Here is a 24450-nt window from a genome sequence, read left to right as displayed (position 1 = left end):
TGACCACAAAAAACGGGAGCCTCGGCTCCCGTTTTTTTATGCTTTGAAAGTCCCTCAGGGCGTCAGGCCAAGGGCCTCCTTGGCGTAGGCTAGAGAGGACATGGCATCCACCCGGCTGCTGTAGGCCTCCACAAACAGCTTGCCGCGCACAACACCGTCAGGGGCGATCACAATCATGCCCGGGTAGGGAATGCCATAGGCGCCGTCGCCCGGCGCGTACTGGTCATTGAGGATGCCCAGGGTCTTGAAAGTCAGGGCATCGACGTCCTGAATCAACGGGTAGGTAATACCCTGCTTTTCAATGAACACCTGTTGCAGCTCCGGCGCGTCATAAGTGATCGCGACAATCCCCAGTCCAGCGGCATCATAGGCGGCTTTGCTGGCCTGCAGTTCTGCCACCTGGCGCATGCAGTAGGGACACCAGTCCACCGAGCGAACAGCTAGGAAAACCGTGCCATTGGGCCCGGCGAAGTCGTCAATCCGGCGAATATCCCGCCCCTGGTAGCGAGCGTTCACACCGGGAAACCGGGAGCCGAGCGCAGGCCCCGGATCGAAGCCGTCGGCATCCTCACTGACAAACATATCCTCGGTGAGTTTGTCATAGGCGGCGTCCTTGAGCGGTGCCCGCATGAACACGGCTACGGCGGCAATAATGAGCAGCAATCCTGCTGCAAAGGCGATTTTCCTCACGGATATTCCCCAGGTCAGTTCTAATGGCTCCCAGTATAGAGCGCCCTCAGGCAAAAGGGTTCCCTTCGGGCCGCCAGTTCGCCAAGTTAGCCCCGCCAAGGAAACCGCTGGCATGCCTTGCAACCGGCCCGACATCAGGGATAATGAGGCCTTGAGCCCTGTGGGCTCCGTCCCGCAGGACCCATAAAACGATTAATGACCCAAGCGCTCCCCCAAGTATCTCTGGGCAGTTCGCGGCTTGTCCGCTTCCTGTCCGATCTGGCCGTCACTGACACCCAGGTTTCCCACCGCCAATTTACCGAGCGGCTGGGCCAGTGGATCGATTTTTCCGACTCGATCACGCTGTCTGACGCCCATGCCCGGGACCTTGAAATCGAAGACGACGCGGCTCTGGCAGACTTCTCCGACGGCATTACCCAGGAGTTCCTGCGGGCGCGCAGCACCCTGATTCAGGCCGCCATGCGGTCCTTTTTCCCCAGCAGCGGCCCCACTCGTATCAAATGGCCGACCCAGGAAAGTGAGATACCAAAAGACGCCGAAGCTGCAATGGCGCCATATCTCAAGTTTTACCAGTCCCAGCAAATGGACATCGAGACCAAGATCCGCGGCCTGCACCTGCGCACCCGCGAGGCCAGCAGCGCCCTGTCGACCAAGCTCGCCCGGATCTGTGCTATCGACGCCGCCCTGGGCGATGCCCTGGCACCGCGCTCGCGGCGCTTTTTTGCGGCCATCCCGGCCCTATTGCAAAGCCGGCTCGAATTCCTGTTTGGCGAATACCAGGTGGCCGTCGAGGCGGGCAGCACCCCGGCCGATGCCTGGGCCAACACCCGAGAACAATATCGCCGCGAGAGCCAGGGGCTCCTGCTGGCAGAAATCGAGGCCAGGCTCCTGCCCGCACTTGGCCTCATAGAAGCACTCAATGAAGAGACCCCCCATGAAGACTGATTTGTTGTTTACCCTCGCCGCCGCCTTTGGCGCCGCCGCCATCCTCTGGATGGGATTTGATTTTGTCGGCGCGAATGGCCTGGCTTTGCTGGTAACTGCAGTCATTGGCTTCGTGTATACCCTGGGACAGCTGGAGCTGTGGCGTTTCCGTCGCGATACCGCCAGCCTGACCTCGGCATTGCAAACACCCCCCATCGACACAGAACTGGCGCCGTGGCTGACCCAGCTCCCCGCTACTTTGCGCAACGCTGTCGGTCAGCGTATTGAGGGTGAGCGCGTCGGTTTGCCAGCGCCCGTCTTCAGCCCCTACCTGGTGGGCCTGCTGGTTATGCTCGGCCTGCTCGGTACCTTTGTAGGCATGGTCGACACCTTACAGGGCGCCGTCATCGCGCTGGAGGGCAGCACCGAACTGGCGGCCATCCGCCAGGGCCTGGCCGCGCCCATTGAGGGCCTGAGTCTGGCCTTTGGCACCTCCGTGGCCGGTGTGGCCGCCTCCGCCATGCTGGGACTTAACGCCACCCTGAGCCGACGCGAGCGTATGCAGGCTACCCGCCAACTCGACAGCCTGATCGCCGGCGAGCTGCGCCATCACTCACTGAACTGGCACCGCCAGCAGACCTATATCGCCATGCAGCAACAGGCAGAAGCGCTGCCGCGGGTGGCCGACCGCCTGGAAGCCATGGCGGGTGAGCTGGAACGCATGGGCAACACGCTCGGTGACCAACTCATGGGCAGCCAGCAGCAATTTCTGGCCGGTGCCGAAGGCCAGTACCAGACCCTTGCCAGTGACGTGGGCCAGAGCCTGCGCGACAGCCTCGCCGACAGCGGCCGACTGGCAGGCGAAAGCATTGCCCCCATCGTCGCGCAAACGCTGGGCAAGCTGGTGGAACACTCCGAAAGTCTTCATCAACAGCTCAATGCGGCCAACCAGAAGCACCTGGAGCAGGTGCAGGCAGAGCTCGCCAGGAGTTCGGGCCAGGTCATTGATCAGTTGCAGGAAACTGGCACCGCCATGGCCAGTCACGCCGGCGATACCTCCACTGCGCTGGTTGCAAAAATGGGCGAACTCCTCGCCGGGACAGAGGCTCTGGTACAACAGCGCGCGGCCAACGAGTCCCAATGGCTGGAGCAACAAAGCGCACGCATGAATGAGTTGACCGAAGCCCTGCGCGGGGAGCTGAGTGAATTTCGGGCCACCGACCGTGCCCACAACGCCGCCAGCCTGGAGCAGCTTGGCGCATTACAGGAAGCCACGGCTGCAAGACTGGCCGAACTGCAGACCCAGACCGCCAAGCAACTGTCACAACTGCATAGCTCGGCCGGCGAGACGATGACATCCATCGACGCGCAGCAACGCGAGCAGGCCTCTCAGTTACACCAGACCCTGGAACAGTCCCTGACCACCCTGAGCGCAACCACCAGCGATCACCTGAGCAACTTGACCGAGGCCACCTCCGGGCATCTGAGCACGCTGAGCAACGACACCACTGAGCACCTGAGCACGCTGACCGAAACTGCCAGTGGCCATCTCAGTAACCTCACCGAAATCACCACAGGCCAGCTCAGTGCGCTGAGCAGCGACACCAGCGAGCACCTGACCAAACTCAGCGCCGGCGCCGCCGACCAACTGACTCGATTAACCGACGAAACCGCCGAGCAGCTGAGCGCCCTGGAATCCACGGCCGCCTCCCAGCTCGGCAATCTCACCGGTGAAGCCAGCACCCACCTCGCGGCACTGGAGAGCACTGCAGCTAACCACCTCGCGACCCTGGGTCAGGAGCTGGAAGAGCCGATGACACGGCTGATCGAGACCGCCTCGGAAACACCCCGCGCAGCCGCGGAAGTCATTGGCAAGCTGCACGAGGAAGTGGCCAACAACCTCGAGCGCGACAACACCCTGCTGAAGGAGCGCCAGCAAATCATGACCGACCTGGCGGAACTGACCAAGACCATGGAGCAATCCACCACCTCCCAGCAGGCCGTGATTGCCGAGCTGGTAACGACCACGACCAACATGCTTGGCGAGGTCAGCGACAGTTTCCGCAGCAGCCTCAGCGACGAGGCCTCCAAGCTATCCGACCTCACGGTGGACGTAGCCGGCAGTGCGGCTGAGATGGCAAGCCTGGGCGAAGCCTTTGGCCTGGCTGTGCAGCTCTACAGCGAGTCGAACACCCAACTCGTGGAAAACCTGTCGCGCATTGAGGAATCGATGGAGAAGTCCACCGAGCGCTCCGACGAACAAATGAGCTATTACGTCGCCCAGGCCAGGGAAATCATCGACCAGAGCATGCTGTCGCAACGCGAGATCATCGAGGAGCTTCGCCGCCTCGGCCAGACCGGTGACCTGTTCGCTGACGAGGCCAACTCCTGATGGAAGAGCTGCAACAGGAGCTGGCCGACGACACCCCCGTATGGGCGGTATTTGGCGATCTCATGTCAGGCCTGGTGGGGGTATTTGTCCTGCTGCTGGTCTGGGTGGTGGGCTATCAGGTGGAGTTGTCCCAGTCGCTGCAGGAACAGGTCGACTTGCGCGAGGCAGAGCAGGAACGGCGCATGGTATTGGAACAAGCACTCCAAGCGCCACTGGCCAGCGGTCGTATTACCCTGCGCGATGGTCGCATCGGCATCAGCGGCAGCGTGTTATTCGCGCTTAACTCATCGGACCTGCAACCAGAGGGACGGGAACTGCTGGAATCGCTGGTAGAACCCCTGAAACTGTACCTGGGTGAACAGGATGAGCTGTTAATGGTCTCCGGCTTTACCGACGACTTGCCCATTCACAGCGACAACCTCCATTTCTCAGACAACTGGGAGCTTTCCGCGCAACGATCGCTGACGGTAACGCGTGAACTGATTACCGCCGGCATGCCCCGCGGGCTAGTATTTGCCGCTGCCTTTGGTGACCAACATCCAGTGGCGTCCAACGCCGACAGTGAAGGCAGGGCCCGCAATCGCCGGGTAGAGCTGGCGCCCGTACCCAAGACATCCGCCGAACCGCAGGACATCGATGAGTGAGCTGCGCGCCGATCTGACGGCGCTTAAAACCAGCCCCGGCGGTCGCCACGACCTGCCCCGCTTGCGCTATATCGAAAGCTTGCTGGCTCGCGCCGAGCGGGCCAGAGAACCTCTCGCGGCGCGCCTGGAGGCCAGGGTTCGCGACGCGCTGCAGGCTTACCGCAACGCTGTGCCTGGCAGCACATCTGCTGAACCTCGCCGTTCCCAACGTAAGTCGCCCCCCTGCGCGAACTCAATCGCCTGCTGGATAACCTGCAGGGGCCTGACGATGTCGACATCGCCCCGCTGGAAAAAGCATTGCGCCAGCAGGAGTTGGACCTGGTGGGAGCCCTGTCCAGCCACAGCAATGCACCGAGCGCACCTGGCCCTTCACCGCGCCGCGAAGAGCTTAAAGCCGCACGTCGATTTCATAGCGCCATGGTACGCCTGAATGCGGATAACGTGGTGACTGACGCCATCGCCGAGATTCCCCCGGAGTGCGGCCCACTCAACCCACAGCGCCTGGCCACCCGTTCGCTGGAGACCATGCGCGACCTGTCGCCCCACTATCTGAGCCGCTTTGTCAGCTATATTGATACTTTATTCTGGCTGGAAGAAGCCGATAAAAAGAAGCCTCGTTAATCACGGAGAACCTTATGCGCCAAATCATGCTGTTGATTTGCCTCGCGGCCAGCCTGCAGGTACACGCAGGTGCCAGCGATACCCTGGACACGCTGATTGAAGAGCACTGGGCATGGTACCTAAACCAGTTTCCCGAGAGTCGCACCTATCGCGGCGACCACAGCCAGAACGATCGCTGGACCGACCAGAGTGCACCGGCCATCGCCGCCCGTCTGAAGGAGCGCAAGCGGTTCCTGGCGGATCTGCAGGAGATTGATCGCGGCGCGCTCGATGCGGAAGCCCAGCTCAACTACGACCTGTTCGAGCGCATGCTCAAACTGCGCATTCAGCGCCAGCAGCACGGCCTGCATCTGATGTCGATGAACATGCGCAATGGCCCGCATACCGTCTACACCATTAGCGCCTACACCCGATTTTCCACCGCAGAAGACTACCGCATGTGGCTGTCGCGTCTGACGGCCATGCCCGACTACCTGCAGCAGCAACAGGCCCTGCTCGACGAAGGCATCGCCAGTGGCAGGGTGCAGCCAAGCGTGGTCATTCAGCGCATTCCCACCCAGATTGGCAAGATGCTCGACAGCGACGTCACCGCCAACCCGTTCTATGGTCCGCTACTCAAAATGCCAGAGACCATGGACAGCGCCGAAGCAGAGCTGTTCCAGGCCGAGGCCCGCGACATCATTAAAACCAGAGTGAATCCTGCCTATAAGAAATTTGCTACCTACCTGGAAGACACCTACCTGCCCGCCAGTAACAGCGCGCCGGGCATCGGCAGCCTGGAAGGCGGCAAAGCCGTGTATGAGTACCTTGCCCGTCAGTTCACCACCACCGACCTGACCCCGGCGGAGATTCACGAGATCGGCAAACAGGAAGTGGCGCGCATTCTTGCGGAGATGGAAGAGGTGCGCAAGGAAGTGGAATTTGACGGCGACCTGCAGGCCTTTAATGAATTCCTGCGCACCGACCCGCAGTTTTATTACGAGACCCCGGAGGAGCTGTACCACGCTTATCTGGCGATCTCCAAACGCCTTGATCCAGAGCTGGTGCAATTGTTCGGCAAGCTGCCACGCATGCCCTACGGGGTGACCCCGATCCCTGATCAGATCGCACCGAATACCACCACAGCCTATTACATGCCGCCGGCGAATAATGGTACCCGAGCGGGTTACTACTACGTCAACCTGTATCGCCCCGACGTGCGCCCCAAGTATGAGATGGAGGTGCTCAGCGTGCACGAGGCCGTACCCGGCCACCACCTGCAGATAGCCCTGGCACAGGAACTGGAGGGCTTGCCACCCTTCCGCACCGAGAGCCGCGTCACCGCCTTCACCGAAGGCTGGGGCCTCTACTCCGAGCGCCTGGGATATCAAATGGGCCTGTACCAGGACCCCTATTCGCGTTACGGCCAACTGGTGTATGACATGTGGCGTGCTGTGCGCCTGGTGGTCGATACCGGCATCCACTACTTTGGCTGGAGCCGCGAACAGGCGATTGAGTACTTCAAGGCCAATGCCGCCAAAACCGAAGCTGACATCATCAACGAGATCGACCGCTACATCGGCTGGCCCGGCCAGGCTCTGGCCTACAAGATCGGCCAGCTGAAAATACTCGAGCTGCGCGCTGAGGCGGAAACCGCCCTCGACGACAACTTCGACATCCGCCGTTTCCACGATGAATTGCTCGGCGCCGGCGCTATCCCGCTGGACGCACTGGAACGCCGCATGGACGCCTGGCTTGAAGCCGAACGGGCTACCAGCACCAACTGATCTCCTCCACTTCTCGCCCTTCATCGCAGGCCACCTGCGACGAAGGGCGAGCACCCACTAGCCCACAGCTGAGCTCAACTCCCCGCGTAAATCACTCTGTTGGTCGCAAAAACCGGGGGTCGTATAGGAAAATCGTTACTATTGCCGAAACGCTGATAACCCCGCCTGACCGAGGGTTATTTGGCCTAGAATAGGTCTGTATACAGGGATAGAGAAATGAATATGGCCGGCAAGATTGTCAAGATTGTTGCACCTATTGCGGTAATCGCCGCCAGCGCAGGTGCCTTCGCAGTACTTCAGGCCTCGCGGCCTGAGCCAGAGAAAAATGAAGAGGGTCCGCGCCCTACTTCGGTGTATACCGCGACGGTAGTCCAGGAAAGCACCGCACTTGAAGTGGTCACCCAGGGTGAAGTGCGATCGCGCACCGCGATTGATCTTGTCTCGCAGGTGGGAGGCCGGATCGTGGAAGTGTCGCCGGAATTTGTCGAAGGCGGTCGCATCGAACCCGGTGCCACGCTGGTAAAAATTGACGACACCGACTACAAGCTGGCCCTGAGCCAGGCGGAAGCACGCCTGGCCGAGGCCGAACTGGGGGTACAACAGGCCCTCGCCGACCAGGACGTCGCACGCAAGCAGTTGCGCAACCAGCCCGATGCCTCAGACCTGGCACTGAAAAAGCCCCAGGTCGCCCAGGCCAGGGCGTCGCGCGCCGCTGCGCGCGCGGGCCTGGAACAGGCCAGGCTCGATCTGGCCCGCACCCAGGTCACGCTGCCCTTCCGCGGCCGCTTCGCCAGCACCAACGTACACATCGGTCAGTTTATAGGCCCCGGCACGGTGATCGGTCAGGCCTTTGGCACCGACAGCGTCGACGTACGCCTGCCCTTGAATAACGCCCAGCTCGCGTCTCTCGGTTTGCCCATTGGCTATGTGGCAGAGCCAGGAGCCGGCCTGCCGGTGCGCTTCACAGCCCAGGTCGCGGGCCAGCATCACGAATGGAATGGCACCCTGGTACGCCTGGATGCCGCCGTTGATCCGAATACCCGCATGCTCTATGCACTGGCAGAGATTACCGACCCCTACGACGCAGGCGTATCTGACAGAGGTATGCCCATGGCCGTGGGCCTGTATGTAGAAGCCCACATCGCCGGTCGCAACATCGTAGACGCCACCATCATTCCCGCCAACGCCCTGCGCGCGGGCGACAAGGTCTTCCTGATTAACGACGAAGGCCTACTCGAGTTTCGCGATGTCAACGTGGCCCACTCCACTCGCCAGCGGGTGATTGTCAGCGACGGTCTGAGCGCCGGTGAACAGGTAGTGACCTCGGCGATACGCAACCCCATCCAGGGCATGGCCCTGGCCGCTGTCGACAAGGAGAGCTAAGCCATGCGCCGCATAGTCAGCTGGTGGGTGGAAAACCCCGTCGCCGCCAACCTGTTAATGATTGGCATTCTGCTGTCCGGTTATCTCGGTCTGCAGGCCATGGAAAAAGAGGCCTTTCCCCAGGTCAAAATCAACCAGGCCCAGATCAACGTGGCCTGGCCAGGCGCCAACCCCCAAGAGATGGAAGAACAGGTTATCTCGCGGATCGAGCAAGCTCTGGAAGACGTTGATCGGGTGTTCCACTATTACTCTACGGCCACCGAAGGGTTTGGTGAAATCAGTGTATCGACCTATCCCAATGTCGACATCAATGAGTTTATCAACGAGGTTAAAAATGCCGTCGACTCGGTCACTTCATTACCCCGCGATATGGAACCACCCCGGGTCCAGCGCATGCGCAATCGCGAGGAAATGCTTCGCGTCGTGGTGTTTGGCGACATCAGTGAACGGGAACTGACCCGCCTTGCCGAAGACCTCAAGGACGATATGGCGTCACTGCCGTTCGTATCAACTATTGAATTGTTCGGCACGCGCAGCGAAGAGGTGTCGGTGGAACTATCTGAGTCGGCGATGCGCCGCTATGGCCTGACCTTCTCTGAAGTCGCTGACGCCATCCGCGCCAATTCTATTAACCTGTCCTCCGGACGGGTGCGCACCGAGACCGGTGACGTGCAATTACGCGCGCGCAACCTTGCCGACTCACAAACCGACTTTGAACGCATTGTGATTCGTCAGACCAGCGAAGGCGCGGTGGTGCGTGTGGGCGACGTGGCCAGAGTGATTGACGGCTACGAAGACAACGAGATTCTCGCGACGCTGAACGGCATGCCTGCCGTGCTACTGCAGGTGCAGGCCACCGACAATATGCAGGTGGTCAAAGCCTCCGACGCGGTACATGCCTGGATGGAAGAGACCCGCCCCACCCTGCCCAAGGGCGTCGACCTGTCGATGTGGTTTGATACGGCCGACATCTACAAATCACGCATGGATCTGATCAGTGAATCCTCCTTCCTCGGCCTGTTCCTGGTGTTCCTGGTACTCATTCTTTCGCTGCGCCCAAAAGTCGCACTGTGGGTAACCGCCGGTATTGCCGTGGCGTTCCTGGGCACTTTCTCCATGCTGCCCATGAACGATGTGTCGATGAATATTATGTCGACGTTCGCCTTCCTGCTGGTCCTGGGGATCGTGGTGGACGACGCCATCGTGGTGGGGGAAAGTATTCACCACGAAGCCCATGTCAGCGGCGGCGGGCCACAGTCCGCTGTAGATGGCGCCATGGCGGTCTCGCGACCGGTCTTCTTCGCGGTGATTACCACCATTATCGCTTTTGCCCCCTGGCTATTCGTGACCGGCGAGACAGCCCAGGTAACACGTCAGATTTCCATCGTGATTACCGTGGCACTGGTGATCTCCCTGATCGAAGCGTTCTTTATTCTGCCCTCTCACCTGCGTCACCTGGAGCCACGCAAGGAACTGCACGGGCTGGCAAGAGTGCAGCAGAAGATCGAGCACAGCATTATCAACTTCGGTCAGACTCGCTTCCGTCCGCTACTGCAGAGTGCGGTTAACAACCGCTATCTCACGGCCAGCATCTTCTTGGGTGGCTTTGTGCTTGCCATCGGCATTTTCAGCAGCGGCTGGGTGCGCTTCTACTTCATGCCCGAAGTAGAATCGGAAACCATTTACATCAACGTCACCCTGCCCACGGGATCGCCCTACTCCCGCGCACTGGAGGTACTTGATCACCTGCAGGATGCCGAGCGTCGACTCATCGAAGAAGTGGACCAGAAAGCGGAAGCCTCCGGTGAAGGCAGCGGTAAACTGATTGAAGGCTGGTACACCCGCTCTCGTCGCGACAGTGTGATTGCCATCGTGAAGCTGGCGCCACCGGAGATTCGCGACCTGTCGGCGAAAGAAGCCGCCGAGCGTTTCCGCGAACTGGTGGGTGAGATTCCGGATGCGGATGAGATTGATGTGAACTACACCATCATGAACGGCGGCGGTGCGGATGTGACCTACTTGTTGAAGCACAAGGACCCCGTCAGCCTGGCCAATGCCAGCCGCGATCTGCAGGCTGCCCTGCGCTCCTACGAAGGCACCTTCTTTGTGCGCGACAGCCAGCGCGGTGAAGCCGACGAAATTCTGCTCAATCTTCGCCCCGGTGCCGAGAAGCTGGGTATTACCCTGGCCGATGTCTCCCGGCAGGTACGCCAGGCCTATTACGGCGAGGAAGTGCAGCGCCTGCCACGTGCCAATGGTGACGTAAAAGTAATGGTGCGCTACCCCAGCGAACATCGCAGCAACCTCGCCAGCCTCAACAACTTCCGCATCCGCACCGCCGATGGTCGCGAGGTACCGCTGCTGTCGGTCGTTGAAGTAGAAATTGCCAAAGGTGCCCAGCGCATCCGGCGCCGCGATGGTGAACGCTATATCCGCGTACGCGCTGATATGGATCACGATCTCATGGGCGATATCACCGATGACATCAAGGAGACCGTACTGCCCAAGCTGGAGGAAGACTACCCTGGCCTCATCATCCTCAAGGGTGGCCAGCAGGAAGAAGAGGAACTGTTCTTTAACGAGATCATGGCGCTCTACGCGGTGGCGCTATTCATCATGTATGCGCTGATCGCCGTGGCCTTCCACTCTTACTGGTTACCGCTGCTGGTGATGACAGCCATTCCCTTTGGCTTCATGGGAGCGGTGTTCGGCCACCTGATTTTCGGCACACCCATGGCCCTGTTCTCCTGGTTTGGTATTGGCGCTGCAGCGGGCGTGGTCGTGAACGACAACCTGGTGTTGGTGGACTATATCGGCCGCTTGCGAAAACAGGGCAAGTCCATCGTAGACGCTATCGTCGAAGCCGGCGTGCTGCGTTTCCGTCCCATTCTGCTGACCACCGTCACCACCTTCGTGGGCCTGATGCCGATCATGGCCGAGCGCTCAACAGACGCCCAGTTCCTGAAGCCCGCGGTACTGTCCCTGGCCTTCGGCGTCCTTTTCGCGCTGTTCGTGACGCTGCTTATGGTACCCGCACTGTACGCCATCGGCGGCGACTGCTCCCGCGGCATCGCCTGGGTGAAAGCCAAGCTGTTCGGCAGCAAAACCAATCCTGCGGAGCAGCACTAGAACGCAAGTAGCCAATAAATACAGGTAGCCGCTGAATCGAAAGGCGGCGCGGCAAATGCTACAAATCTCAAAGGCCCCCTTGCGAGACGCGAGGGGGCCTTTATTGTATCACTAGCACTTAAACTCATAATTAGTGACACATTTGCGGTTGCTATACGTATCAAGCCACGTCATATGAGTTGAGGCATACAATGTCAGCCAATCCACAAGGCAAGGGTCTGGTGCCCGTTGTCGAAGACTGGCGCGAGGCCCAGCCTGCCGTCGTGAGCGCCCGCACCCCTCGGGAAGTGCTGCGCGACTACCTGGTCACTTCACTGGTAGTGGCGGCAGAAATTCGCTTCAAGCCACGACCGGGCATCCACTACTTTCTCTACCTCATCCAGAGCAACTGGACGCTATCGCTACTGTCGCCTGAAGACTGGCACGGACATCCACCCGGCCCCTGCCTGGGTCGCTGTGTCATGCAGCCGGACATGACCTGGCAGCTCACGCCACGGGCAGATATCAACAGGCAGGACGAGCTGGTGAAGGCACTCAGTGCATTTCGCGAAGGGTTCGCTGACTGGTTAAATCAGGACGGCACACTGGAGGACCACCTGCCCTTCTATGTGCGTGAACTTCCGTATTATCGCCGGCTACTCGCCGCCGGGATGTCCAATTCGCTGCGGAGTTCATTGGCCAAATCAGGGTTGGACGCACGAAGCAGCCGCGATTGGCTGGCAGGACAGGAGCTGCCAGCGCTGCTCAGCTAACGCCGCAGTACAACGCGGCCCACGGCCGCGGCGCCACGGCGCAATCCGGGCTGTGGGGCGAGCATATACAAATCGCCATTGCGGCCGTTGAGCTGAACCGGCACCGCCAACTCCCTCGCCAGATCTGTATGAGCATCAAGGTGACGGCCTTCGCCGTGCACAGGTACGGCAATCTGGGGGCGAATCCACGCATACATATCTCTCAGCTCATCGCGCGCAGGGTGGCCTGACGCATGAATTGGGGCGGCTTCGTCTACATCGTGGATGACGTTCACCCCCATCGCCTGCAAGCGTGCATCAAGCGCCGCCAGGGCACGCTCGTTCCCCGGAATTACCCTTGAGCTAAAGATCACGGTATCCCCGGGCTCCAGGTCCATATCCGGGTGATTGGCGGCGGCCAGGCGGCTCAGGGCAGCGCCGCGTTCGCCCTGGCTGCCGGTAGCGATAGCAACGACTTCTGCCGCGGGAAGATAGCCAAGATGAGCCGCAGGCACCAGCTCCTGCTCAAGCGGCCATACGCCACTTAGCCGGGCGGCACGGTAGTAGTTGATCAGCGAGCGGCCCAACAGCCCCGGATAACGTCCCGTCGCGATCGCGATTTTTGTCAGCGTAGTGAGGCGAGCCACATTGCTGCCGAAACAGGCGAACACCACCCTGCCCCTGGCGGCCTTGGCTCTGTCCAGTAAGCCCTTATACAAGTCCCCCTCACTGTGCGAGCGCCCCTCCACCGTGGCATTGGTGGAGTCGCACACCATGGCAGTAATACCTCGATCACCGATGCGACGAAATACAGAGGCATCGAAGCCATCACCCACTACGGGCGCCGGGTCCAACTTCCAATCGCCAGTGTGGAAGACCGTGCCTGCGGGCGTGTGAATGACCAGTGCCTGGGACTCAGGTGTTGAGTGGTTGAGCGCCACCCACTCTATATTGAAAGGCTGCAAGCTGTGTCTTTCACCGGTCTCAACACAATGCACCGGTGTCACACCCAACAGGCTCGCATCAGCGAGCTTGCGCGACAGGATTTCAGCGGTAAAACGCGTGCAGTAAACCGGGCAGCGCAACTCCCGCCAGTGATCTGCAACTGCGCCAATGTGGTCTTCGTGGGCGTGGGTTAATAGCAGCCCAACCAACTGATCCCGTCGTGCGGCAATAAAATCCGGCATAGCAGTAATAATGCGAGTCTCGGCACTCTCATCGTCAAACCCGATGCCGCAGTCCACCATCAGCCAGTGCCCATCATGGCCGTAGAGGCTCATATTCATGCCGATCTCACCGCAACCGCCCAGCGGGAGAAACCAGAGATCTTTTGATGAAGGGGTCATAGTGCAAGCATACTACGGTCATTCGCTCGCCACCGTCTTGACCCCACCCATTAACTGTGCGAGCTTTATGCCTACTCACTATCCGATCGTATAGTAAAAATAAAACATGAAGGAAGACACAGTAGCAGCGGATTCCGAGACCGGTACAGCGGCGCAACTGCTCTGGCTCGGCGAACTAGCCCACCAAGCGGCCGGCGGCAAAGCCCACGGCCTGAAACAGCTGATGGACTGGCAACTGCCCTGCCCGAACGGCTTTGTGATTCTCGACGCTACCCGCCCGGCCCCGCGCAGCTTCTCGCGCAGTTTTACCGAGAATTAGGAGAGTGCAAGGTTGCGGTGCGGTCCTCTGCCATTGGTGAGGATGGCGAGCATGCCTCCTTCGCCGGGCAATACGAATCCATTCTAAATGTTCAGGGCCTGGAACAACTGCAAAGTGCGATCGAGCAATGTGTCGCATCGCTGCACAGCGATCGCGCCGACGCCTACCAACATGACCAGCACATCGCCCCGGCGACCATGTGCGTGGTTGTCCAGAAGATGGTCGACGCCGCCGTCGCCGGTGTGCTCTTTACGGTGGACCCCGTAAGCAACCGCTACGATCGGCTGGTGATTGACGCTGTAGCCGGCCTGGGCGAGGCGCTGGTCAGCGGCGAAGCGACACCTGACCACTACGAGTTCGATGAATCCGGCACCCTGTGCTATTCGGAAGTCGTCAACGACAGTCCCCTGTTGGCTGACGATCAACAGCAGTTACTGATCAGCCAGGCTCGCGCCGCAGCGCAACAGGCCGGGCAGCCACTGGACATGGAATGGGCCATCGACGGCGCAGGCCAACTCTACTGGGTACAGGCCCGGCCTATTACCACCCTGGCGAGCGATCTGCGTGAGCAGGACACGGTTGTTCCGCCTCAGGACATAGTCACTCGCTGCAATATTGGCGAAATGATGCCCGGGGCCTGCTGCCCCTTAACGCTATCGGTAACAGGTCGCGGCATCGAACAGGGAATGCAACATATGCACGTATCCTATGCCGGACGCCCCGCTATCACCGATGACTGGACCCAGGTCGCCATCAGCCACGGCCAGATGTTCATCAATATGACTGGCGGTGCCGTCGCCTCCGCGAGCGTCATGGGCATTGATGTGGAATCCCAGGGCCAGAGCTTGTGTGGTCGCGTAGTTCCGGGTCTGCAAGGGCCACCGCCCAGGCCCCTACCCATCAGGCTGCTGGGGTTCGCCAGGCTGTTGAAATACATTCTGGGCGCAGACAAGGCTATCAACACCTTCCGCACCGAGCTGGACAGCTTCAGTATCAATACGTCAGGCGATAGTGCCGCCGTTCTACAAGCCATAAACACGGCGCTTCCTGTGCTACACCGGGCCTACTGGGTGCATCTGCAATCCTCCGCCACCTCGGGCTTTTCAGGCGCCGTCTTGCACGTCATGCTCGCCCGCGGCCCCGGCGACGAGGCAGACCATGAATCCGAGGCTGCGCGCCTGCTCGCAGGCGCAAAAGACGTAGAGAGTGCCGTGCTCGTGGAACAGCTGGACGACATTGCCCGCGGGATCGCCGGCCTTGAGCGAGATACGGCAGAGGCGTTTTGCGAACTATCCCCAGCGGAAGCGCTGGCGTGGTTGGGCGACAAAACCACATCGGACATTGCCAACGCATTCGACGCCTTTCTGGAACGACATGGTCATCGCGGCTATCGCGAGCTCTGTGTGCGTCAGCCCAGCTGGTCACAACACCCTGAGAGCCTTGTGTCTACGCTTCAAGCCAGTGTCAAAGCCCGACTGGCCGGCGCCACAGATGACGTTTCTCCCACCGCTATCAATCTCGATGAGCTTTCCCGAGGGCTGCGCTGGATTCTGCCTAAAGCTCACAACGCCATCCGCCGACGCGAGGCAACGAAGTCAATGCTGGTGAAAGCCACTCACACTTTGTCAGAGGCGTATCACGTACTCGGGCAACGGCTGGTCGCCAAAGGCGTACTAAAAGACAGCGACCAGGTATTCTTTTTCAGCCATGCAGAGCTCCAGTCACTGACTAATGACGCGCACAGCGAAGAGAGCGACTGGGCCAATATCGCCGATCGACGGCGTATGGCGCTGGCGTTTCAGAACCAGATCGAATTTGAAGAAATCTGCTATGGCCCACCGCAGCCTATCGACAAACGCACCCGGGCCCACGACGAGGACGGTCAGATCCGCGGCCGCGCTGTCTCCAGAGGTGTGGCTGAAGGACCGGCGCGCGTGGCACATAGTGTCGAAGAGGCCAGCGCCCTGGAGCCGGGTGAAATTCTGGTAGCACCTATTACGGACGTTGGCTGGACACCCTACTTCAACCTGATAGCCGGACTTGTAACTGACATCGGCAGCTCTGTATCTCACGGCGCTGTCATCGCGCGCGAATATGGCCTTCCAGCCATCGTAAATACCCGCGAAGGCACTCGCCGCATTACCACAGGTGACCTGATTCGCCTGGACGCTGATAACGGTACTGTAGAGGTTCTTCAATGCAGCGCCGGATCAGCGGGGACACCGAGCACAACCGACAACACCACGGATAGCGAAGCCAGGAGTAACCCGAGATGAGCGCACCGTTCGATATCAGCCAATTCGGCATCGTCGCTGAAGATGAATACCCCCACCCGTTCAGCCCCGATCACATGGACTGGAATGAGTCCTACTTCTTTGACTGGTATAACGACGATGCCACTTTCGCCGGGCACTGCCGGGTAGGCTGGCACCCGACACAGGAACGGCTGCTGTTCTGGCTGTTTGTCTACCACAACAATGAATGGCTGGTGATTGAAGAATACCGTTTGCCCTTCTCAGCATTGACTCTGAATAACGACGACAAGGCCTTTAGCTACAGTGGCTGGGGTCTGGAATGCAGCTATACCCCCGGACAACCTCTTGTCGACGGCAAGCTAAGCGTCAGGGGATTCGCCAGGGTGATCAGTGGCGTGCGGCTGGGCACAGTGCTTCCGGTCGCGGTGGACCTGCAACTGGAGGCGGTAGCACCACCGCACTCCCGGGGTGCTGGCGAAGTGGAGAGTCACAGTGCCGAGGGCTATGCGACCAACCGCTATGAGCAACCCATGAAAGCTCAGTGCACCACCAGTATTGCCGGTATTGAGAGTGTCTTCGATGTTCGCGGCGAGCGCGATCACTCCTGGGGGCCTCGCCCCTGGGACATGGAGTGGGCGTTCCTGGTCATCAATAACGAGCAGTTCAGCCTGCAGGCCACGGTGGTCAATATTCCCGAGTGGCCGGCCATCAAAATGGGCTACTTCAAGCCGGCGGACGCTGCTATGGTCAACCTCACGGACGTCGATTTTCAGGTGGAATACAACGCAGCATCGCCGGAGCAAGCCGTAAGCGGCACCATCGTCCTCACCGGTGAAGACGGCTCGGTAATTCGTGCCGATATGGCGGCTGTCTCAGGCACCGAAATCGACATTACCCATACCTTCGCCATTCCGAAGCGCACAGAGTATCGGCGCTCGCTGGTGCGGTGTACATTCGATGACACGTATCAGGGCATAGCCAGCCCCGGCTGGTTCGAATGTAATCGCAACATTGACAGCGGCAGTGCCGGCAACCACTAGGACATCAGCATCATGACAAGCATCGACGCGCCCTTTTACGCCACGGTGGAGAACGCCGCTGAAGAAGCCAGGCGGCTGGCGGCAGAGGGGTTTGACGGGGTCTATACCCTGGAGGGCAACACCGACCCGTTCTTCCCGCTACTGCTTGCTTCCGAGCACGCACCGCAACTGGATATCGCCACCGGTATTGCCGTCGCCTTCCCCCGCAACCCCTCGCACCTGGCGTACCAGGCCTGGGACTTGCACAAATTCAGCAAGGGCAAATTTTTGCTTGGGCTGGGCTCCCAGATCAAAACCCATATTGAAAACCGCTTCGGCTGCGAGTTCTCGCGCCCGGCGGCGCGCATGCGCGAGCATATTCTCGCGACCAAGGCGTTTTTCGATTGCTGGCAGGACGGCGAGCGCCTGAATTTCGAAGGTGAATTCACCCGCCACACCTTGATGACGCCCATGTTCAATGCAGGGGAAAACCCCTACGGCAAGCCTCCCGTGCTGCTTGGCGCGCTGGGGCCAAAAATGACCGAAGTGGCCGGCGAGGTGGCCGACGGCATCATCATGCACCCCTTTAACAACCAGGCCTTTATCGAGCAACACGCCCTGCCCGCAGTACACAAGGGGTTGGAGAAGGCCGGCAAGTCGAATACGGATTTCATCATTTCTCTCGGCGCCATGATTGCCACCGGTGCTACCGAAGAGACCATGCGAGCCGCCAAGGACAGCATTAAAGGCCTGTTGGGTTTTTACGCCTCTACCCCCGCCTACAAACCCCCGATGGAAGCCATCGGCTACGGCGAGCTACAGCCAGAGGCCAATCGCCTGACTAAGGAAGGGAAGTGGGACCAATTGGCAGATCTGATCGACGACACCTTCTTCGAAGCCTTCTGTATCTACGATGAGCCAGAAAATGTTGCCGTACGAGTGAGAGAAAAATACGGCGACATGCCCAACCGCATCAGCCTGTATACGCCCTATGCCACACCCGAAGGTTTCTGGGCACCGATTATCGAGCAAATAAAAGCCCACGCGTAGGTGGGCTTTAGCGACACCATTGGCGCGGTCTCTATCCGCGCCTGAGCAGGGTTACTTGATATCCTGCAGGTACTTGTCCGTCAGCTTATCGATGCTCCAGGAATCGGGCACCTGACTCGGCGGATACTGTTCAAACGTCTGCAGGTACTGCGTGGTGACAGCGCTGGCCATATACATCCAGGCGGCCTTATCAATCATCCAGTCCCAGTAGGTGTTGGAGTTGTGATCGGCTCGTTCAAAGGGGTCGCGGCGCAGGTTGAAGATCTTCGGTACGCGCAATGTCACAGAAGGCTCGGCCCACAGCGCCATGGTCTGGGCGCGGTTCTCTGCATACACAATCTTCCAGTCGCCAACGCGCACACATACTGGTAAGCCGCCGTCATTGTGGTAAATGAACTCCTTGCGTGGGCCTTCCTCGCTTTCACCGGTCAGGTAAGGAACGAAGTTATAACCATCAAGATGAAGCTTGGATTTCTTCTTTCCGACGCGCTTGCCTTTCAATAAATCCGCTTTGAGATCGGCATCGCCGGCTGCGGCCACGAGGGTGGGCATCCAATCCAGGTGTGACATCACCGCATTAGAGACCTGGCCGGCTTCAACCTTAGCGGGCCAGCGCATGACAGCGGGCACGCGATAAGCGCCTTCCCAGTTGGAATTTTTCTCACTGCGGAACGGCGTAATACCGGCATCAGGCCAGGTGTTGTAGTGCACGCCATTATCGGTGGAGTAGAACACAATGGTGTTTTTGGCGATCTTGAGTTCATCCAACTGGTCGAGCATTGCACCCACTAATTCATCGTGAGCCACCATGACGTCGTTGTAAAAATCCTGGCCAGACTTACCCAGGTGTTTCTCAGCAGGGTGAGTACGGAAGTGCATGCCGGTGGTATTCACCCAGACAAAAAACGGCTTGTCCGCCTTCACAGACTGATCGACAAACTTCTTCGCCGCGGCGACGATTTCTTCGTCGACGTTCTCCATGCGCTTGCGCGTCAGTGGCCCGGTATCTTCAATACGACCGTCCGCATAAGAGCGGATAACACCACGGGGGCCAAACTTTTGTTTGAACCACGGTGCAGTCGGGTAGTCCACATCTTCAGGTTCTTCCTCGGCATTGAGGTGATAGAGATTTCCGAAGAACTCATCGAACCCGTGATTGGTGGGCAAATGTTCGTCTTTGTCACCCAGGTGATTTTTGCCAAATTGCCCGGTAGCGTAACCGTGATCTTTGAGCACCTCGGCAATTGTCAGGTCGCGATCCATGAGGCCTAGTTCAGCGCCCGGCATACCGACTTTCGACAAGCCGGTACGCAATGGCGACTGACCGGTAATGAAACTGGAGCGGCCGGCGGTACAACTTTGGTCGCCGTAGTAGTCAGTAAAGCGCACGCCCTCATCGGCGATACGATCAATATTCGGCGTGCGATAACCCATAATGCCGTCGCTGTAGGCGCTGATATTGGTAATGCCGATATCATCACCCCAGAACACCAGGATATTGGGCTTGTCGTCTGCCAGGGCAGGCACGACGGCAAACGCGCAAAATAATAACGTGTGTTTGATGAGTTTTATCATTATCGTTCCTCGTCGCTGGAATTATTCAGCGGGTTTGTTATTCGCAAACGCCGCCATTTGTTCCGGGGTAGCCTTGGTTTGGTAACGCGCTTTCCACTCGCCATACGGCATGCCATAGACACGCTCACGGGCGGCGTCATAGTCGACACTCTCGCCCTGCTCTTGTGCCGCGGCCACATACCACTTGGACAGGCAGTTGCGGCAGAAACCAGCCAGGTTCATCAATTCAATGTTCTGCACATCCTTGCGGCTGTCGAGGTGTTCAAGAAGGCGGCGAAACACCGCCGCTTCAATTTTGTCGGTGTCTGACATGTTGATTTCTCTACTCTTGTTCGAGTTGCTGGTAGGGGGTATTCAGTATAGTTCGCAGGGCAGCACCCTGCCCGGGGAAGCGCCATTCGACGTCATCGACGTCTGTTACAGGGAGCCATATCGCGCGACGGGCCTCGAGTACAGCGGGCTTGATCTGACCCGATTCAGCGTGAATCTGGCAATGGTAAAGATGAAATCCGGTATCAAACACGTGCAACAGTCGACCGGGGACCAGGTCCAGGCCGATCTCTTCGTAAGTTTCCCGATGGGCAGTACATTGCGCCGATTCACCCTGCAACGATTTGCCACCAGGGGGCGACACTTTTCGGGCCAAATTCTCAATCAACAAAATCTTACCGTGGACCACCGCGAGGCACCCCCCGGAAGGAGCAAAATCGGCCTTGCCCTGGTGAGGGCAGGGACGGGAAGAGTCCGCGCAAGCGGCCAACAGAAGCGTCAGCACTAGCGCCGCAGTAAGCCTCACCGGTATTCCAGCGCCACTCTGTCCTGACCTAACTGGTCGCGCAGCGATTGCAGCAGTTCATCGGTCGGCGACACACGCCAGTTCTCCCCGCAGGTGAAGCGAGCCTGGTTATGGCCCTGCAGGTACATCATAGACACCGGACAGCTGCCGCCGCGCCCTGACTCCAGGGTGCGCTGTAACTGGGCAACAAATGTGTCATTGAGTTGCTCGCCGCGCAACTGCAGGCTCAGGGCTGAGGCATAGCTCTGGCGGGCCTGGGTCAGATCGCGCACGCCGCTAACGCGCATGGCCAGGCCACCTGAATAGTCATCGTGGGCCACCTTGCCCTCGACAATCACGATCTTGTCTTTACCGAGCAACTCACGCGCCTCATTAAACGCCTCGGCGTACACCGTGACTTCGAGGCGCGCGCTGCGATCATCGAGCGTAAGAATGGCCATGGTATCGCCGCGCTTGGTCTTCATGGTGCGCATGGCCACAATCAGTCCGGCCAGCACCTGATTCCCCTGCTTGTCGGCACGTAAATCGGCGATGCGCGTCGGCGCGAATTTACGGATCTCACGCTCATACTCGTCGATGGGATGCCCGGTAATATACAGCCCCAACGTGTCCTTTTCGCCGCCCAGGCGCTCCTTATCAGGCCAGGGGCGCATATTGCGAAACGGTGCGTACACATCCTCGTGGCCGCTTCCCTGGCTGGGCACCACCTCGCCAAACAAATCATCGATGCCGGCATCCCGGTTGCTGGCACTCTGCTCTGCAGCCTTGAGTGCATCCTCCATGCTGGCCATCAGCACCCAGCGGGTCTCGCCCATGGAGTCCAGAGCACCGGAACGAATCAGAGCTTCAATCGCCTTGCGATTAACCTTGCGCGGATCGGTGCGCGCACAGAAATCAAACAGGTCCTTAAATGGACCGCCCTCTTCACGGGCCTTGAGAATATTCTCGATCGGGCCCTCACCGAGGCCTTTAATCGCACCGAGACCATAGATGATATCGTCCTGCTCGTTCACGGTGAACATGTACTGCCCTTCGTTCACATCGGGCAGTTTGAGCGACAGCTTCATGCGCCGGCACTCTTCGACAAAGATCACAATCTTGTCGGTATTGTCGAGTTCCGAACTCATCACCGCCGCCATAAATGGTGCGGGGTAATGCGTCTTCAGCCAGCAGGTCTGATAGGAGACCAGTGCATATGCTGCCGAGTGCGACTTGTTAAAACCGTAGCCGGCAAACTTTTCCACCAGGTCGAAAATCTTCATGGCCAGGGTGCCGTCAACACCCTTGCCCTGGGCACCCTCTTCGAAGATGGCGCGCTGCTTGGCCATCTCCTCGGGCTTTTTCTTACCCATGGCACGACGCAGCATATCCGCACCACCCAGGGTATAGCCGGCCAGCTCCTGGGCTATCTGCATCACCTGCTCCTGGTACAGGATGATGCCGTAGGTGGGCTGCAGAATCGGCTGCAGCCACTCGTGCTGGTATTGCGCGTCGGGGTAAGAGATTTCCTCGCGCCCGTGCTTGCGGTTGATAAAGTTATCTACCATGCCCGACTGCAGTGGGCCTGGGCGGAACAGGGCCACCAGTGCCACAATGTCCTCGAAACAGTCTGGCTGCAGGCGTTTGATCAGATCTTTCATACCGCGCGATTCCAGCTGGAACACGGCGGTAGTCTCGGCGGACATGAGCAGGCGGAAACTGGGCGCGTCGTCCAGCGGAATCTGCATAATATCCAGAGGCTCTTCACCGGCGCGCGCCCTAGCCGGGTTAATCATTTTCACGGCCCAATCGATGATTGTGAGGGTACGCAGGCCGAGGAAGTCGAACTTGACCAGCCCGGCGTCTTCCACGTCGCCCTTGTCGTATTGGGTGACGAGGCCGGAACCCGTTTCGTCGCAATAAAGCGGCGAGAAATCCGTCAGTTTGGAAGGCGCGATCACCACACCACCGGCGTGTTTGCCCACACCCCGGGTCACCCCCTCGAGTTGCTCGGCCATGTCCCAGATTTCTTGGGCCTGGTCATCCTCGGCAAGAAACTCACGCAGTGGCTCTTCCTGCTCGAGCGCTTTTTCCAGGGTCATGCCCACTTCAAAGGGAATCATCTTCGAGAGTTTGTCGGCCAGGCCGTAGGACTTACCCTGAACCCGGGCCACGTCGCGCACCACCGCCTTGGCGGCCATGGTGCCGAACGTAATAATCTGCGAAACGGCCTCGCGGCCGTAGTTATCCGCCACGTACTCGATAACCTTGTCGCGCTTCTCCATACAGAAGTCGACGTCAAAGTCAGGCATGGATACCCGCTCGGGGTTAAGGAAGCGCTCGAACAGCAGGTCGTATTCGATGGGATCGAGGTCGGTAATCTCCATCGCATAGGCCACCAGCGAACCGGCACCGGAACCCCGCCCTGGCCCGACGGGAATATCGTGCTCCTTGGCCCAGCGGATAAAGTCCATCACGATCAGGAAGTAGCCGGGGAAACCCATTTGCACAATGGTGTCGAGCTCAAAATCCAGGCGCTCGCGATAGCGTTGTTGCACCTCGGGAAAATCGCTGGCACTGGTATCAAACAAAACTTCCAGGCGCGCATCCAACCCATCGTGGGACAACTGCCGGAAAAACTCATCCATGGTCATGCCATCGGGGATGGGATAATCGGGCAGATACGGTTTGCCTAACTCCAACACGACGTTACAACGGCGGGCAATAGCTACCGAGTTGGCCAGTGCTTCGGGAATATCTGCAAACAGCTCCTGCATTTCCTGGGGCGAGCGCAGGTACTGCTGATCGGTATAAGCGCGCACCCGGCGCGGGTCGTCCAGCGCCCTGCCCTCACCAATACACACCCGCGCCTCATGCGCCTCAAACTCTGAGGCCTCCAGGAAGCGCACATCGTTTGTCGCCACCACGGGACACTCCAGTTCTCCAGCCAGTGCCACGGCCCGGTGCAGATGAGTCTCGTCACCTTCACGCCCGGTGCGATGCAACTCGAGGTAGTAGCGCCCAGGGTAAAGATTCATCCAGTACTCAGCCCGCTCCCGGGCAAGCTCGGGCTTATCGCTGAGCAGTGCATGGCCCACATCACCGGCAGCACCGGCCGACAGGGCAATCACGCCTTCAGCGCACTCCTCAAGCCAGGCTTTGCGCACATAGGGCTCACCGAGATACTGGCCATCGGTATAGGCCTGGGATATCAGCAGCGTAAGGTTCTTGTAACCGGCCTCATTCATGGCCAGTAGGCACATGGGGTAGGACTTCTCGGGATCGTCGGCTTCCATCACCCTGAGGTCGGTGCCAAAAATGGGCTGCACACCGGCGCCAAAGGCAGCTTTGTAGGCCTTTACCAGGCCGTAGAAATTGGTGAAGTCAGTGACTGCTACGGCGGGCATGCCCAGCTCGGCTACCCTGCCCATCAGGGGCTTGAGCCGCACCAGGCCATCGACAATTGAATACTCGGAGTGGAGGCGTAAATGCACAAACGAAGTCATTCATGCAGTGTACATTTGTTGGGTTTTTTCGGCAGCAGTTTTCTCTCGCTCGAAGTGTTTGCGGAGTTTTTGCTAACCGGATCGGAGTCACCTGTAAGCCTTCAGAAACCGCTGCAAGGCCATCCATGGCGCGCTTCGGCGCACGGCATCCATGCCTCCCGACGATTTCTGAAGGCTTACAGCTGCCTCCGCTCATCGATCCGTACCACAAGGCAGGTAAAATGAGGCGCCACTATCATGAGGCCTTTCACGCCAAGAGCAGTGCGGATGGTCGGTGGGGCTTACCTCACCATCAGACCGCGCCAATGCGCAGCGAGAGGCGGCG

Annotated in this window: 18 protein-coding genes; 12 read left to right on the top strand and 6 right to left on the bottom strand. The window is 59.3% G+C overall.

Features of this window, described 5'->3' with window-relative positions; all coding sequences use genetic code 11:
• Positions 1-54: 54 nt before the first annotated feature.
• The gene (locus tag BST95_RS08845; RefSeq protein WP_169843892.1) at positions 55-690 is read right to left on the bottom strand and encodes a peroxiredoxin family protein; all 636 of its coding nucleotides are present in this window, start codon (positions 688-690) and stop codon (positions 55-57) included.
• Positions 691-885: 195 nt separating this feature from the next.
• Between BST95_RS08845 and BST95_RS08840 the strand changes: the two genes are divergently transcribed.
• The 8 genes from BST95_RS08840 to BST95_RS08805 all read left to right on the top strand — a co-directional run bounded on the left by BST95_RS08840 (position 886) and on the right by BST95_RS08805 (position 12301).
• Positions 886-1635, top strand: coding sequence for a DUF3348 family protein (locus tag BST95_RS08840; protein ID WP_084198955.1), 750 nt, complete (start codon positions 886-888; stop codon positions 1633-1635).
• A complete protein-coding gene (locus BST95_RS08835) occupies positions 1625-4006 on the top strand; it encodes a hypothetical protein (protein WP_084198954.1) in 2382 nt (793 codons plus the stop codon). Before BST95_RS08840 ends, BST95_RS08835 begins: the two co-directional genes overlap by 11 nt.
• Positions 4006-4650, top strand: coding sequence for an OmpA family protein (locus BST95_RS08830; protein ID WP_084198953.1), 645 nt, complete (start codon positions 4006-4008; stop codon positions 4648-4650). The genes BST95_RS08835 and BST95_RS08830 overlap by 1 nt, the downstream gene beginning before the upstream one ends.
• A gap of 222 nt (positions 4651-4872) precedes the next feature.
• Positions 4873-5271: a DUF2894 domain-containing protein gene (locus tag BST95_RS08825; RefSeq protein ID WP_084198952.1), complete on the top strand. Its 399-nt coding sequence runs from the start codon at positions 4873-4875 to the stop codon at positions 5269-5271.
• Positions 5272-5285: 14 nt separating this feature from the next.
• Positions 5286-7037: a DUF885 domain-containing protein gene (locus BST95_RS08820; protein ID WP_084198951.1), complete on the top strand. Its 1752-nt coding sequence runs from the start codon at positions 5286-5288 to the stop codon at positions 7035-7037.
• Between the two features lie 222 nt (positions 7038-7259).
• Positions 7260-8420, top strand: a complete 1161-nt coding sequence (locus BST95_RS08815) for an efflux RND transporter periplasmic adaptor subunit (RefSeq protein WP_084198950.1) — start codon at positions 7260-7262, stop codon at positions 8418-8420.
• Positions 8421-8423: 3 nt separating this feature from the next.
• Positions 8424-11549 (top strand): efflux RND transporter permease subunit, encoded by a 3126-nt coding sequence (locus BST95_RS08810; protein ID WP_084198949.1) that lies wholly within the window; start codon positions 8424-8426, stop codon positions 11547-11549.
• A gap of 191 nt (positions 11550-11740) precedes the next feature.
• Complete coding sequence (locus BST95_RS08805) at positions 11741-12301, top strand: DUF2452 domain-containing protein (protein ID WP_084198948.1); 561 nt, start codon at positions 11741-11743, stop codon at positions 12299-12301.
• Here the strand turns inward: BST95_RS08805 and BST95_RS08800 are convergent.
• Positions 12298-13566 (bottom strand): ribonuclease J, encoded by a 1269-nt coding sequence (locus BST95_RS08800; protein WP_240500284.1) that lies wholly within the window; start codon positions 13564-13566, stop codon positions 12298-12300. The genes BST95_RS08805 and BST95_RS08800 overlap by 4 nt on opposite strands.
• Before the next feature lie 166 nt (positions 13567-13732).
• Here BST95_RS08800 and BST95_RS08795 point away from each other — a divergent pair, with 166 nt between their 5' ends.
• The 4 genes from BST95_RS08795 to BST95_RS08780 are packed head-to-tail and all read left to right on the top strand — an operon-like array spanning position 13733 to position 18269.
• Positions 13733-13945: a hypothetical protein gene (locus BST95_RS08795; RefSeq protein WP_084198946.1), complete on the top strand. Its 213-nt coding sequence runs from the start codon at positions 13733-13735 to the stop codon at positions 13943-13945.
• Positions 13946-13962: 17 nt separating this feature from the next.
• Positions 13963-16221, top strand: coding sequence for a PEP/pyruvate-binding domain-containing protein (locus BST95_RS08790; RefSeq protein WP_084198945.1), 2259 nt, complete (start codon positions 13963-13965; stop codon positions 16219-16221).
• Entirely contained in the window at positions 16218-17240 is a 1023-nt protein-coding gene (locus BST95_RS08785; protein ID WP_084198944.1) for a hypothetical protein, read from the top strand. The genes BST95_RS08790 and BST95_RS08785 overlap by 4 nt, the downstream gene beginning before the upstream one ends.
• Positions 17241-17252: 12 nt before the next feature.
• Positions 17253-18269, top strand: coding sequence for a TIGR03617 family F420-dependent LLM class oxidoreductase (locus tag BST95_RS08780; RefSeq protein WP_084198943.1), 1017 nt, complete (start codon positions 17253-17255; stop codon positions 18267-18269).
• Positions 18270-18320: 51 nt separating this feature from the next.
• On the opposite strand, the gene BST95_RS08775 is transcribed toward BST95_RS08780, so the two are convergent.
• The 4 genes from BST95_RS08775 to dnaE form a co-directional block, all read right to left on the bottom strand.
• Positions 18321-19844: an arylsulfatase gene (locus BST95_RS08775; protein WP_084198942.1), complete on the bottom strand. Its 1524-nt coding sequence runs from the start codon at positions 19842-19844 to the stop codon at positions 18321-18323.
• Between the two features lie 21 nt (positions 19845-19865).
• Positions 19866-20156: a DUF1244 domain-containing protein gene (locus tag BST95_RS08770; RefSeq protein WP_084198941.1), complete on the bottom strand. Its 291-nt coding sequence runs from the start codon at positions 20154-20156 to the stop codon at positions 19866-19868.
• 10 nt (positions 20157-20166) lie between these two features.
• Complete coding sequence (locus BST95_RS19940; protein ID WP_268244994.1) at positions 20167-20523, bottom strand: NUDIX hydrolase; 357 nt, start codon at positions 20521-20523, stop codon at positions 20167-20169.
• A gap of 113 nt (positions 20524-20636) precedes the next feature.
• Complete coding sequence (gene dnaE, locus BST95_RS08760) at positions 20637-24125, bottom strand: DNA polymerase III subunit alpha (protein ID WP_084198939.1); 3489 nt, start codon at positions 24123-24125, stop codon at positions 20637-20639.
• Positions 24126-24450: the final 325 nt, after the last annotated feature.

It is taken from the genome of Halioglobus japonicus (genome assembly GCF_001983995.1).
GTDB lineage: Bacteria > Pseudomonadota > Gammaproteobacteria > Pseudomonadales > Halieaceae > Halioglobus > Halioglobus japonicus.
The sequence above is the reverse complement of the archived record's forward strand: the minus strand, read 5'-3'. Positions and strand labels throughout refer to the sequence as shown.

Coding starts and splice junctions, on each gene's coding strand:
- BST95_RS08830 (WP_084198953.1), top strand. CDS start 4,006: ATGGAAGAGCTGCAACAGGAGCTGGCCGACGACACCCCCGTATGGGCG.
- BST95_RS08795 (WP_084198946.1), top strand. CDS start 13,733: ATGAAGGAAGACACAGTAGCAGCGGATTCCGAGACCGGTACAGCGGCG.
- BST95_RS08780 (WP_084198943.1), top strand. CDS start 17,253: ATGACAAGCATCGACGCGCCCTTTTACGCCACGGTGGAGAACGCCGCT.
- BST95_RS08815 (WP_084198950.1), top strand. CDS start 7,260: ATGGCCGGCAAGATTGTCAAGATTGTTGCACCTATTGCGGTAATCGCC.
- BST95_RS08800 (WP_240500284.1), bottom strand. CDS start 13,566: ATGAATATGAGCCTCTACGGCCATGATGGGCACTGGCTGATGGTGGAC.
- dnaE (WP_084198939.1), bottom strand. CDS start 24,125: ATGACTTCGTTTGTGCATTTACGCCTCCACTCCGAGTATTCAATTGTC.
- BST95_RS08775 (WP_084198942.1), bottom strand. CDS start 19,844: ATGATAAAACTCATCAAACACACGTTATTATTTTGCGCGTTTGCCGTC.
- BST95_RS08810 (WP_084198949.1), top strand. CDS start 8,424: ATGCGCCGCATAGTCAGCTGGTGGGTGGAAAACCCCGTCGCCGCCAAC.
- BST95_RS08785 (WP_084198944.1), top strand. CDS start 16,218: ATGAGCGCACCGTTCGATATCAGCCAATTCGGCATCGTCGCTGAAGAT.
- BST95_RS08835 (WP_084198954.1), top strand. CDS start 1,625: ATGAAGACTGATTTGTTGTTTACCCTCGCCGCCGCCTTTGGCGCCGCC.
- BST95_RS08820 (WP_084198951.1), top strand. CDS start 5,286: ATGCGCCAAATCATGCTGTTGATTTGCCTCGCGGCCAGCCTGCAGGTA.
- BST95_RS08840 (WP_084198955.1), top strand. CDS start 886: ATGACCCAAGCGCTCCCCCAAGTATCTCTGGGCAGTTCGCGGCTTGTC.
- BST95_RS08805 (WP_084198948.1), top strand. CDS start 11,741: ATGTCAGCCAATCCACAAGGCAAGGGTCTGGTGCCCGTTGTCGAAGAC.
- BST95_RS08770 (WP_084198941.1), bottom strand. CDS start 20,156: ATGTCAGACACCGACAAAATTGAAGCGGCGGTGTTTCGCCGCCTTCTT.